The sequence below is a fragment of the Metabacillus mesotrionivorans genome, from assembly GCF_052171315.1.
In the GTDB taxonomy this organism is placed as follows: domain Bacteria; phylum Bacillota; class Bacilli; order Bacillales; family Bacillaceae; genus Bacillus_P.
Genome location: NZ_JBQMFF010000001.1, coordinates 918,862 through 930,541, shown reverse-complemented (window position 1 = coordinate 930,541; position 11,680 = coordinate 918,862). Strand labels below are relative to the sequence as shown.

The following is an 11,680-nucleotide window of genomic DNA, read 5'->3' as shown; positions in this document are numbered from 1 at the left end:
TTTCCGGGGTCTTTTTATTGAATCAGCACTTGCATACCATGAGCGTGTTTCCGTCAGGGTCCTGAAACGTAAAATAATGATCATGCTGAATGTCCGATTGCCGTGCAGCTCCTTTTTCTTTAATGAATGAATGAGCTGTATTAATATCTTCGGCATTGAAGTGAAACAAAGGCACTTTTGATGCTTCTCCCTCTCGGTAAATCTTGCTGTCGAGAACGGCACCTGTCCCCTGCATCGGGAGAACATAAATATGGCCGAACTGGATTTCTCCTTGAGGTTCCACACCTAGAATGCTGCAATACCAGTCTCTTGCTTTTTCTACATCGCTGACAGGAACGAAGACGGTTCCGATTTGGTTCAGTACAGGGCTTTTCATTTTTTCTCCTCCAGATTTTTGTTAGATGTCCTTTGATACCATTCCATATCTTTTTTTGTATTCCTGCATACTTAGGAAAAACATAGATTTTACACTTTGGCTCAAGGACAAGAACTTATTCTTCCCTCTTTTTAATGGCGGGCTGTATTTATATAATTTATAACGCTCCATATCGTACCCGCTCCCTTGCGCTCCAGTCACTTGCTTTCCGCGGGGAGTGCCTGAAGCTTCCTCGCTGCGCTTGCGGGATCTTCAGTGCCCTCTTCATCCCGCAGGAGTCAAGTGCCTTCCGCTTCAGTCCACTGGAGCTTGGAGCATTCTAATAAGCTTCAAAAGGTTTGAAATAGACTCATGTTTTAAATTAAACAGTGAGTCAGATTACATTTTAGATAAGGCTCTGTTAAAGGTAACAGGTATGGTTGAAAGGTGTAAACTGCCAAATAACATGCTAATTAATATAATCAATTAGCATACTGACCGGATAGGTATTGATATGCACGTCAAATGGCATACGAAAAAAGGAGCTCAACCTAATACGGATTCTCTCTTGTTTCATTAAAGCACCCGATTGCTTAATAAATCGCCAAGCAGAAAATTAAATGGAGCCAGCATAAAAGAATAGTATGACAATTGGAAATAGAGAAATGACAATTATGGCTAATACCGCTATTTCAATTGACTTTTTCGCAGATATATTCCATATAAGGTAAAAAGACCAGCAAATTAAGACCGCTCCAATAAATAATCCTAATAGAGTGGGAACTGGTTCAGAAATACCTAGATATGTATGACCAATTGACATTTCCTTTTCACCAATAGGTGTGGTGAAGTTTATTACTGACACGCCCATAAGCACTAAGCCTGTTAATATACTTGCATATCCCAGCTTCTTACACATTTTTAGATAACCACCCCACTTTGTCCAGCATTCAAAATAGCACATAGAACCTTTAACTAGTCACTTATTACAATACTGTATGAAATATTAATCTTATCCCAAACCCAAGCCTGAAATATTTTATCTAATTCTGTTTTCAAATTTTCACCATTTAATTCCTCGTCAATTCCTAATTCTTTAAGACTAAATGTTTCTGCCGCTTCTATACCTGCATAATTTGAACTAGCGAAAGAAAAGGTAACTGTTTTAGCCAACGGTCATCCTCCTATCATTTAAATCTTTGCATACTTCTTAAAGAGTTCAATAAAAGAAGCAATTATCCTTTCTTTGATAATCGCCTCCTATAATGGAACAAGACCTTTATTTTAAGTGCTGTAATTGTTCTTCATTTACTTTTCTCAATATTCTTTGAGCCTCCAAAAATTCTTCTTGAAGTTCTGATGGGATTTTATCGACCTCATCTGATTCTTTAATTCCACTTTGAGCCATAATTTGTTCGTACATCATAATGGCTTCTATATATTTTTCATATTCGCTTGAAGACAGTAATTCTTTGCTTGATTTTTGACCGTTCAATTTATCAAAGTAAGGTTGAATCTCAAACAAGGTTTTCTTTAAATCATCCAGGTTTTCACTCGGGACTTGGGTATAATCAATGTTGCCGTATTTATCCCCGTACGCTACCTTGGCATGAGTTATCACGTTTAGCAATTCCTTGAAATGTTGATACTCTCCCTTTTCCATATCACCTTGCGCTTGGTTTAACTTTGCATCCAAAAGCAGATAGCCCTCCATTGTGGCACTTGAAATATGAGTCTTAACATTTTCAAATGTTCCATAGATTTCGTCAGCTAAATTGGTCTGATATGCAATTGCGCCTGAAGGAATGATTAAAGAAGCAGCAAGTATAGCTGACACCATATTTCTTCTGATAAACCTTTTTAATCGTCCACCTTTTTCAATATGTGCTTTTTGCACCCCCATCTTTGCCCGTTCGTGCAAAGTGGATGGAATTACAATTTTGTTTATTTCCTGCTTTATATTACTCACAAGTATCAGCCTCCTTAAAATGCTTCCGCAGTCTACCTAAAGCACGATATAAAATTGTTTTTGCAGTTCCAAGGGGAATCTCAAGTATTTCGGCAATCTCCTTGAACGAATACCCTTCATAAAACCTCAGGGTAACGATACTTTTTTCTTCTTCTGATAATTGCTCTAACAACTCTTGAAGAGTAATGGTAAGAAGAGCATCCTGTTCTTCTACCCCGATGAATTCCTCATATTCTGGTTTAAGTTGAACCACCTTTTTATTTTTCTTTAATAAATTTAATGAAGTAGTAATTGCCATTTTTGTTAACCAGGTTTTAAAATACGCTGGATTTTTTAATGTTTCAATATTTTTAAAGGCCCGATATGCCACCTCTTGAACAACATCCAAGGCATCATTTTCATTTTTGACATATACATACGCCATTCTGTATATATCCTCTTCATAGTATTGAAACAGTTTTAAAAATGCCTTTTTATCACCCTGTTGAGCCTTCTTTACCAATCTGTTGATGTTCATCACCCTTTTTTTTATTCTTACAACAATTAGACAACTCAAAAGAGTAATTGGCTTTAAATATTTTTAAAAAATAAAAAAACAGAGATAAATGAATCTCTGTTTTCCTAGGGCTGCTCCATTAATCTGCCCCGATAATGGAATAACTTTAACATAAAAAGCGTTAATCCTTCTTAGATCAACGCCCCCCGATTGTGGAATAACAGTTTTATTCTTTAAAAGTTCGCTCTTATAAAAACTACGTACATAAGAAGCAAGCGAAGTAAGCAAATCACCATCTATCCAAAACCATAAGCATACTTAGACTATAGCTTTAAATAGATAAGAAAATATGTTGTAGCTTGGTTAGAACCATCCATTTCGATGTCATCAATTATTATTTATCTATATTGGATATAACTCCTCCAGTCTTGGCATCAATGTACCGGATGGGGGTCCTGGAATGATGATCACACGCTTGATAAACAAGGATATAGGATTCCGTTACACTATCAATATCTTTGTTCCAAGCTAATTCAAAATCCAAATGATCGATAAATATTTCACTTGCTTCTTTTTCTGAAATAGCGGGTTCAACAGGGATTTGGCTCAATTGTTCCATATCAAAACTCGGTCCGCTATAATAATCAACCTGTCCAGTTTCGCGATTAACAGCAACTATCACTAATTCCAGCTGTATCGGTATGCCGTGACCGTTATGCACACGAAATGTGAATGATTCATTCATTGAAGTATCATCCACTTCTTCCCCCTCGTTTTCATGAACGATCAGCTGCAGATACTGATAATAATCTGGAACGATCATTTGTAAAAATGCAATAGCTTTTTGATAACATGTTTCACTACTAAGTCGAAGATCTCCCCTTCGTTCATGAAACCATATGAAGCTTCTGACTTTTCCCGTTTTCTTTGAAATGAAAGCTTTAACTGTCTCCTCGGATTGTCTCTTGAAAAAGCCGTTAATAGATAGATCTTTTTCATTCATATTAAAGCCCCGATCCCGCCATACTATACCAGTCTCTTCCCCCATATCAACTTCTCGAATAACTTCCATCCTCTCGGTAATACCAATGATATATTCAATAGATAAACATTTTCTTGAGGAAGTAGACGCAGGAGGAGTCACCGAGACATATGTTTGCGGATCGTCTTCGTCATGTACAATCGATAAAGTCGGTTTCAGAACGTCCGCCCTATATTTCATAAAGTATTGCTGAGGTTCGTAGACAAGACGGAGTCCATCTTCCGCTACATCATAAATATCAGGAGATAAATTAGCAATTGTCAGTTGAAAGTCAAGTCTATCTTGCACATCTTTAACCAGTTTTCCCTTTGAAATCAACACTTTAGGAACTTCAGGAACTCTTTTCACACCTTCATATGTAAAATTAACAACTTTTCCGGAGTGGTCTATATCAATCGTACAACCAGCATAATCTAACGGTAAATCCATTACGATTTGCTCAAAGTAAAAACGGTCTGAACACCTGCGTTTTATTGTTTTACTATATGTTAAATCTTTCAATGCTTCAGGATAATGCCTATGTATAAATTGTTTTGCACATTCCCTTTTTTCATCAATATGTAAAGGAGTCACGTCTAAATTTTCATCGCAATGATCAATTGATAACCTCGTCAAATTACCCGAGAAATCCAAATTGATCGTAATACCCTCATCTTGTTCTTCATTTGTCCATGAAAACATAGCCTCCCCTTCTCCATTCTCTTGCTCAACATACTCCTCAATAAGAGGTTGAAAATGACTGGGAATTTGAACCATTGATAACGCACGTTTCTTTAAATCTTTTATTAGCAAGCAAGCCACCTCTGTAGTTTAAATATGTTTTTCTCTTTCTCTACTATTTAAATTTTACAGTATTTAAAAGAATTGATATACCTTCCAGCATTATACTGGTTTTTTGAATAATGGCAGTATAATGACCTCTTCGAAACCTTTTCAATTATTGCTGCTTATTCCACAATTTGGCCCGATTGCTGAACAAAAAGTTGAATCCACACTTCAATTAAACAGCCCTATAACAGAATAACTGATATTTTTATTTTACCATAATTGTCCAATATTCTGTTTAAATGAAACAAATGAAAAAACACACCATTCTAATTGTTGAATGGTGTGCGAATGACTTTGCGATTTCCTGTTTAGCACCTTCTGAACCGTACCCGTTAATCTTAGATAGGATGCTTTTTCATAAAAGTTCCATGCAGTCATCTGCCAGCTTTTTAAGAAATTTCTTTTTTTCTTCCCTGCTCAGATCAGATGCGTGAATGTTTTTCCGGTGTTCATGCAGTTCGTTCAGTTTGCTGATGAATGGTTCGTTCAGCTGACTGGCAAAATGATCGGCTATTTCTTTGGCTAAAGCAGGGCTTGCGCTGTCTGTTGAAACCGACAGGGTAATCCTGCCTCTTTTTTTAATCGAGGGAACTTGTACATTTCCGAGTCCGGCTTCACCCGCAATGTTCACAAGCTGATGTTTTCCTGCTGCTTCTGCAGCCCAGGCATTTACTTCCCTGCTTCCGGCAGCTGCTATGATTATGAATGCATCCGAAAGGTCTTCTTTTTGAACTTCTTTTTGCTTCCATGTAATGGTGCCTGCATGGTGAAGCTCCTGAATCTCCGCAGCAGCCTCAGGGCTGACAACTGTGACAGCTGCTCCCTGCTCAAGAAAAACGGCAAGTCTTCTGCATGCGATTTTGCCGCCGCCTATAATGACTACTTTCCGGTTTTTCACATCAATCATTAATGGAAGCATATGATTTTCCCTCATAGATAAAGTCAAATGCACCGTCCCGGTTTGAGATGGCTTCCTGCACCCGCTCTGTAAAGACTTCCTCAACCCCGCTGTCGTATCCGAGGTATCTGCATACCGTTAAATCCGGGTGCTGGACAGACAGTGCCTTTCTCATAACCTCTCTCATGACAAGACCTGTAAAGAGCAGATAAGGCACAAGAAAAATGCGTTTATCATTCATGCCTGAAACCCTGTCAAGCATATCATCAAGACTCGGTTTTGCCGCTGTCACGAAGGCTGTCTCCACTTCGCTTCCGCCTGCACGGTCCTTTACCAGCAGGCTGATTTCCTTTAAATCTTTTGCCACATCCGGATCAGAGCTTCCTCTGCCGACAATGACAATCAGCGAGTCAGGACCGGGATCTCCCTGTTCTGTTACTCGCTTGAAGACACTCTCAGCCAATTTTTCATGAACACCGATTGGTTTTCCGTATGTTACGTCAACATGCTGGAAAAGCGATGCAGCTTCTGCAACTTCTTTTGGTATATCTTCTTTCGCATGAGCGGCCGTCAGCAGAAGCAGGGGCACTATCGCAATTCTTTCAGCCCCTTTTTTGACGCATGCAGCGAATCCTTCTTCAATCGAGGGCTCGGCCAGTTCAAGAAAGCAAATTTCCTGAATATCCGCTTCGATGAGCGGCTGGACCCGCCTGATAAAAGAGACAGCCTCATCGCAGGCCTGTCTGATGCGGCTGCCGTGGCAGACATATAAAACAGCCTGTTTCATCCTATAGCACCCCGCTTATGGCAGCTTCAGAGGCTTTTTCCTCAAACCAGCTGATTTTTTCGCGGTAGCGGACAACTTCTCCGATGATGATCATGCTCGGGTTCGTGATTTTTTCAGTTCTGGCAATATCTGCAATCGTTTCAAGCGTTCCGGTCACAGTCTTCTGCACGTCAGTCGTTCCCCAGTGTACAAGCGCAGCAGGGGTATCTTTGGACTTCCCGTTTTTCAGCAGCTGCTCTTGAATATAGGGCAGGTTCCCCACTCCCATATAAATTGCAAGTGTATCAATCCCTTTTGCAAGACTTGCCCACTTTTGGTCTTCTTTTTCATCGTTTTTATGGTGCCCGGCAACGAAGGCGACGCTTGCACTCACATCCCGGTGGGTGACGGGAATTCCTGCATATGCAGCAGCAGCTATTCCCGATGTGATGCCGGGTACAATTTCAAACGGGATGCCGTGTTTGACAAGGGCTTCCGCTTCTTCTGCACCCCGGCCGAACACAAACGGATCTCCGCCTTTCAGACGGGTGACGGTTTTGCCGCTTTTAGCGTAGCGGACGAGAAAATGATTGATTGTTTCCTGCTTCATTAAGTGGTAATCGGGCAGCTTTCCGCAGTAAATAAGGTCAGCACCTTCTTTCGCGTAGGCAAGCAGCTCTTTGTTCACAAGGCGGTCATATAAGATGACATCGGCCTTTTGAATGCATTTAACAGCCTTTAATGTAATCAGTTCAGGATCACCAGGTCCTGCACCTACTAAATAAACATTCCCCATTGATAGACTCTCCTTACTTATATGAAAACTGCCTCGCTGCGTTCGGCGTGTGATGTAGTGATTCTTACAGTCTACTATATCAGGAAAACGGAGCATTTTTTTAATTATTTTTAAATCAAGCCTCTTTCAATTAACGCTTTCGTCAGCTGTTTGACACACGCTTCAACGGAGTGCTTTTCGGTATCCAGGACGATTTCGGGCTGAAGAGGTTCCTCATACGGGGCGCTGATTCCCGTAAAATTTTTGATTTCTTCATTTCTCGCTTTTTTATAAAGTCCTTTAGGATCACGCTTCTCGCATTCTTCAACAGAACATTTCACATAGACTTCGAGAAATTCATTTTCCCCGACAAGTCCTCTGACTAGATCGCGGTCAGCGCGGTAGGGTGAAATAAATGCCGTCAGAACAATCTGTCCGCTTTCCACAAACAGCTTTGAAACCTCGCCGATGCGGCGGATGTTTTCTTTGCGGTCATCTTCCCCGAAGCCAAGATCACTGTTCAGGCCATGTCTCACGTTGTCGCCGTCCAGAACAAATGCCTGGGCGCCGCGGTCAAACAGGGTCCTTGCAAAGGCGTTGGCGACACTCGATTTGCCTGAAGCAGACAGCCCTGTAAACCAGAGGATAAAGCTTTGATGCTTGTTTTTATCATGACGTTCTTTTTTTGCGATTGATGCCTCATGCCATACGATATTGCTGCTCATCACTGTTTCCCCCTTCTTACGAAACGACTTCTTTTTTTAATCCGCTGATCAGAACTTCAATGACTTCAGGTCTGCTGAACGTGCTTGGCGGCACTTCGCCGTTTCTAAGCATCTGTCTTACCTTTGTGCCGGACAATATGACATGCTCCGAGCTATCGTGGGGACAGGTTTTTGTTGTAGCCATGCTTTCGCATTTGCTGCAGTAGAAGCTGTGGTCAAATTTCATCGGTTTAATGCCAAGCTCCGCTTCTTCAAACTGTTCAAATATCTTCTGCGCATCATATGTGCCGTAATAATCACCGACACCTGCATGATCTCTTCCGACAATAAAATGCGTGCATCCGTAATTTTTCCGGACAAGCGCGTGGAAAATGGCTTCTCTTGGTCCTGCATATCTCATCGCAGCAGGGAAAACGCCAAGCTCCACTCGTTCTTCCGGATAGTAGTTTTTAAGCAGAACTTCATAGCTCTCCATGCGGATTTCTGCTGAAATATCATCTGATTTTGTCTCCCCGACAAGAGGATTCAGGAACAATCCGTCAACCGTTTCCAGGGCAGCTTTCTGAATGTATTCATGTGCTCTGTGTACAGGATTTCTTGTCTGGAAGCCGACGACGGTTTTCCACCCTTTGCTTTTGAAAATCGCTCTTGTTTCTGATGGGTCGAACGTATATTCTTTGAACGGCTTCTCGGGACGCTTGATCAGAGTGATTTTGCCTCCTGCATAGACGTCTTCCCTTTCATGCAGTTTTTTCACTCCGGGATGGGCAAGATCTGCCGTTCCGTAAACATTGATTGCCTCATTCGTTTTATCCGGCTCAAAGAGATCTTCGATTTCAATCAGACCGTACACTACACCGTCATATTGAAGCTTTGCTTTGTCTCCTGTCTTCAGCGACGCTGCTGTTTCTCTGGATACCGGAAGCGTGATCGGAATGCTCCAGACCGTGCCGTCTGCTAGCCTCATGCTGCTGACTACATTATCATAATCCGCTTTTGTTAAAAAACCCGTAAGCGGGCTGTAGGCTCCGATTCCGATCAATTCCAGATCGCTCAGGGCCATTGCATCAATTTCAATCACCTGTTTGATTTCCTGTATGCTGACATCAGGATTGTATACATCAACTAATACTCCGCCATGAGGCTGTAAACTCATTTATTTTTCCTCCTAAACTGACCTTTTTAATTGGTTTTACCGTTAAATGCCTCCGCCTTCTTCATGCACGGCACGCTTTTCATCCCGAATCGCCTTCATCAGGCTCAGTGTACCAAGGGTTGCCAGCATGACACTCAGAAGAACGACAAGAGAATACATATCCTTTTCTAAAAACAGTTTGACTAGCATATACGATATGGCAAGTGAAAACAGCGGCGAGACAATCCAGATCCGGATGATTTTCTTCACGATGTGCTTTTGAAGGATCTCGCTTCCGCTTTTCGCCATTCCAAGTCCGATAATAGCTGAGGAGGTCACCTGCGTCAGGGGAACGGGAAGTCCGAAAATGGAACTGGCAATCACAAGTCCCGCTCCTGTACCAGATATCAGAATGCCTTCAGGCTTTGAATATCTGGTAATTTTCTTTCCGTTTGTTTCAAGCACTTTTTTGCCGAGTAAAATCGCGCCAAGAGCAACAAATGCTCCTCCGAGCAGCGTCCCGTCCGGCACCGAAATCAGTCCGGCCCCGACAAGCGGCCCTACTGCGTTTGCCACATTGTTCATTCCGGCTGAGAAAGCCTCGAAAAATCCGGCCAGGATCAGGATGCCTGTAAGGAGCGGCCGGTCTTTAAAGAACGGCTTGTGCTGAACTTTATATAGACCTTTCCCGAACAGCCAGGCAATTCCGAAAGCTGCAACGGGAACGATCACCCAGAACATCATGATGACAAGCAGTGATTTTATAAATAGTACCTGATAGGCAATACCCACTCCCACAACGGCGCCAACCGTCACCTCGCTTGTTGAAAGCGGGATCCCCAGCAGGTTTGCAAGAAACAGCGAGCTTGTCGCAGACAAAATAATGATCAGAACAATCTTCACATTAATGATATCCTGCGGAATAATCCCTGCACTTATTGTCTTAACAACCTCTCCGCCGCCAAGATACGCGCCTGCAAAAACACCAACGGCGCATATTAAAAGGGCATGCCTGGCTTTAGGAACTGCGCCGGAACCGTAAGCTACTCCCATGGAAGCAGCGGCTCCGCTCGCTCCAATATTCATGGCGAAGAAGAGACTGATGGCAAGCGCACCCAGTTCAAGCACGGCAATCCCCCCTTATCCATGCAGGCCGCATTCTGTTTTGCCCTGGCCGCTCCATCTGCCTGAGCGCAGATCGTCTGCACTGAACGCAGGCTGCGTACAGTGGAAACAGCCGATGCTCGGGTATCCCTGATCGTGGAGCGGATTATACGGGAGGTCATTTTTATGAACATAGCGCCAGACATCTTTCCATGTCCAGTGAATGAGAGGACAGACTTTTACCGACTGAAACTTGTCGTCTTTATTGATAAATTGGACATGTTTCCTGGTTTCAGACTGCTCTCTCCGAAGCCCTGATATCCACGCTTCTGACTGAGAGAGTGTTTCATTCAGCGGCTGAAGTTTTCTGATTGCACAGCATTGATTCGGATTCGTCTCCCACAGCTTATCTCCATGCTGTTCAGCCTGTTCAGCAAGAGTAAGGGCAGGTTTTTTCATTTTAATTCGGAGCTTGGGATATTTTTCTTTTACACGTTCAATGGTTTCATACGTTTCCTTGAAATGAACATCTGTATCAAGAAAAACAATCGCCGCCTCCGGATTTACTTTTGAAATCAGGTCAATGAGAACAATGCCCTCAATGCCAAAGCTGCAGGCATAAACAATCTCTTCCCCGTAATGCCCGTAAGCCCACTTAAGCACATTCAATGCTCCGCTGTATCCGTCGTCTGTTTCAAAATTCTGTTCATGCTCATGCCATGTTTTGTATGTCAGCATGCTGATCTTCTCCTCACTTTTCAGGTCCCGCATAAAAAGCTTTTAACATTAGGACACGAGCCCTCTTTTGTTAAAACGCCTCCGGTTTATCCGGTCAGCATCCTCATTTCATTCTGATTTTTTCATTTTTTTCAAGCTGAATTACTTTTCCGTCCTGAACGATCAGTGTGACGGAACCATAGCTCATAGTTTTAAGCATTTCCTTCAGCCTGTCGATGACCGCGTCAAGTTGCTGATCAGTACCCACAGTGGTCCCCCGTTTCTTACCCATTAAAAAAAGCCTTCCGGTTTGAAAGACTGTTCAGGCATCAACCTTATCTTCCAAAATGGGTTTCATTTTGCTGGATGTAGCACCTTGCACGCATGCAGGTTGCCGGGCTTCACCGGGCCAGTTCCCTCCGCCTCTCTGGATAAGTTTATTATATTTTTCTAAATTTTATCACAATTGCAGACTATGTCAATCATAGTTTTGCTATCGGAATTAAAAACCTCTCTTTTTTTAGAGCTAATTATAAAAAAGTGCTAGATTAACAGGGTTTGAATAAGGTGTAGTAAAGTTCGTTCCGAGAGGTGAGAGTTATTTTTATTTTGTTAAGTGCAGCTGCCGTTTTTTATGCTTTAGGCGGATTTTCATTAGCTTATGCGGCAATGGAGTTTGATGACCCAGCCATTTTTGAAAAAATGAAAGAGGAACGCGGAGTGATGAAAGGCTTCGGGATGATCGGTTTTGCGGGATTTCAACTCAGCGGGAAACTGCTGCCTGCGCCATGGCAGCAAAAAGGATTCAGAATTGGCTGTTTGCTGATCAGCATACTGTGTTTTTCCGGCAGCATGCTGATATGGAAATAA

14 protein-coding genes and 1 riboswitch are annotated in these 11,680 nt (G+C 42.3%); of the genes, 1 reads left to right on the top strand and 13 read right to left on the bottom strand.

Features of this window, described 5'->3' with window-relative positions:
- Positions 1-22: 22 nt before the first annotated feature.
- The 13 genes from ACTSEZ_RS04690 to ACTSEZ_RS04630 all read right to left on the bottom strand — a co-directional run bounded on the left by ACTSEZ_RS04690 (position 23) and on the right by ACTSEZ_RS04630 (position 11,078).
- Positions 23-376, bottom strand: coding sequence for a VOC family protein (locus ACTSEZ_RS04690; RefSeq protein WP_369733015.1), 354 nt, complete (start codon positions 374-376; stop codon positions 23-25).
- 954 nt (positions 377-1,330) lie between these two features.
- Entirely contained in the window at positions 1,331-1,528 is a 198-nt protein-coding gene (locus ACTSEZ_RS04685; protein ID WP_369733014.1) for a hypothetical protein, read from the bottom strand.
- Positions 1,529-1,634: 106 nt separating this feature from the next.
- The gene (locus tag ACTSEZ_RS04680; RefSeq protein WP_369733013.1) at positions 1,635-2,324 is read right to left on the bottom strand and encodes a DUF3600 domain-containing protein; all 690 of its coding nucleotides are present in this window, start codon (positions 2,322-2,324) and stop codon (positions 1,635-1,637) included.
- Positions 2,317-2,841 (bottom strand): sigma-70 family RNA polymerase sigma factor, encoded by a 525-nt coding sequence (locus ACTSEZ_RS04675; RefSeq protein ID WP_369733012.1) that lies wholly within the window; start codon positions 2,839-2,841, stop codon positions 2,317-2,319. Before ACTSEZ_RS04675 ends, ACTSEZ_RS04680 begins: the two co-directional genes overlap by 8 nt.
- 373 nt (positions 2,842-3,214) lie before the next feature.
- A complete protein-coding gene (locus ACTSEZ_RS04670) occupies positions 3,215-4,663 on the bottom strand; it encodes a YcdB/YcdC domain-containing protein (RefSeq protein ID WP_369733011.1) in 1,449 nt (482 codons plus the stop codon).
- A 382-nt stretch (positions 4,664-5,045) separates the two neighbouring features.
- Positions 5,046-5,609 (bottom strand): NAD(P)-dependent oxidoreductase, encoded by a 564-nt coding sequence (locus tag ACTSEZ_RS04665; protein ID WP_369733010.1) that lies wholly within the window; start codon positions 5,607-5,609, stop codon positions 5,046-5,048.
- Positions 5,590-6,375: a sirohydrochlorin chelatase gene (locus tag ACTSEZ_RS04660; RefSeq protein WP_369733009.1), complete on the bottom strand. Its 786-nt coding sequence runs from the start codon at positions 6,373-6,375 to the stop codon at positions 5,590-5,592. The genes ACTSEZ_RS04665 and ACTSEZ_RS04660 overlap by 20 nt, the downstream gene beginning before the upstream one ends.
- 1 nt (position 6,376) lies before the next feature.
- Positions 6,377-7,150: a uroporphyrinogen-III C-methyltransferase gene (gene cobA / locus ACTSEZ_RS04655; protein WP_369733008.1), complete on the bottom strand. Its 774-nt coding sequence runs from the start codon at positions 7,148-7,150 to the stop codon at positions 6,377-6,379.
- 110 nt (positions 7,151-7,260) lie between these two features.
- A complete protein-coding gene (gene cysC, locus ACTSEZ_RS04650) occupies positions 7,261-7,854 on the bottom strand; it encodes an adenylyl-sulfate kinase (RefSeq protein ID WP_369733007.1) in 594 nt (197 codons plus the stop codon).
- Positions 7,855-7,870: 16 nt separating this feature from the next.
- Positions 7,871-9,010 carry a sulfate adenylyltransferase gene (gene sat, locus ACTSEZ_RS04645; RefSeq protein ID WP_369733006.1) on the bottom strand — a complete coding sequence of 380 codons (1,140 nt, stop codon included), beginning with the start codon at positions 9,008-9,010 and terminating at the stop codon, positions 7,871-7,873.
- A 42-nt stretch (positions 9,011-9,052) separates the two neighbouring features.
- On the bottom strand, positions 9,053-10,075 hold the full coding sequence (cysP, locus tag ACTSEZ_RS04640) for a sulfate permease (RefSeq protein WP_369733092.1): 1,023 nt from the start codon (positions 10,073-10,075) through the stop codon (positions 9,053-9,055).
- Between the two features lie 54 nt (positions 10,076-10,129).
- Positions 10,130-10,831: a phosphoadenylyl-sulfate reductase gene (locus ACTSEZ_RS04635; protein ID WP_369733005.1), complete on the bottom strand. Its 702-nt coding sequence runs from the start codon at positions 10,829-10,831 to the stop codon at positions 10,130-10,132.
- Positions 10,832-10,934: 103 nt separating this feature from the next.
- Entirely contained in the window at positions 10,935-11,078 is a 144-nt protein-coding gene (locus tag ACTSEZ_RS04630; RefSeq protein ID WP_369733004.1) for a YezD family protein, read from the bottom strand.
- 64 nt (positions 11,079-11,142) lie between these two features.
- Positions 11,143-11,248, bottom strand: a riboswitch (SAM riboswitch).
- A 171-nt stretch (positions 11,249-11,419) separates the two neighbouring features.
- Between ACTSEZ_RS04630 and ACTSEZ_RS04625 the strand changes: the two genes are divergently transcribed.
- Entirely contained in the window at positions 11,420-11,680 is a 261-nt protein-coding gene (locus ACTSEZ_RS04625; protein ID WP_369733003.1) for a hypothetical protein, read from the top strand.

Bases quoted from the DNA above. Each gene is read 5' to 3' on its own strand.
- ACTSEZ_RS04690 (WP_369733015.1), bottom strand. From the start codon at position 376: ATGAAAAGCCCTGTACTGAACCAAATCGGAACCGTCTTCGTTCCTGTC.
- ACTSEZ_RS04675 (WP_369733012.1), bottom strand. From the start codon at position 2,841: ATGAACATCAACAGATTGGTAAAGAAGGCTCAACAGGGTGATAAAAAG.
- ACTSEZ_RS04665 (WP_369733010.1), bottom strand. From the start codon at position 5,609: ATGCTTCCATTAATGATTGATGTGAAAAACCGGAAAGTAGTCATTATA.
- ACTSEZ_RS04660 (WP_369733009.1), bottom strand. From the start codon at position 6,375: ATGAAACAGGCTGTTTTATATGTCTGCCACGGCAGCCGCATCAGACAG.
- cobA (WP_369733008.1), bottom strand. From the start codon at position 7,150: ATGGGGAATGTTTATTTAGTAGGTGCAGGACCTGGTGATCCTGAACTG.
- cysC (WP_369733007.1), bottom strand. From the start codon at position 7,854: ATGAGCAGCAATATCGTATGGCATGAGGCATCAATCGCAAAAAAAGAA.
- sat (WP_369733006.1), bottom strand. From the start codon at position 9,010: ATGAGTTTACAGCCTCATGGCGGAGTATTAGTTGATGTATACAATCCT.
- cysP (WP_369733092.1), bottom strand. From the start codon at position 10,075: ATGAATATTGGAGCGAGCGGAGCCGCTGCTTCCATGGGAGTAGCTTAC.
- ACTSEZ_RS04635 (WP_369733005.1), bottom strand. From the start codon at position 10,831: ATGCTGACATACAAAACATGGCATGAGCATGAACAGAATTTTGAAACA.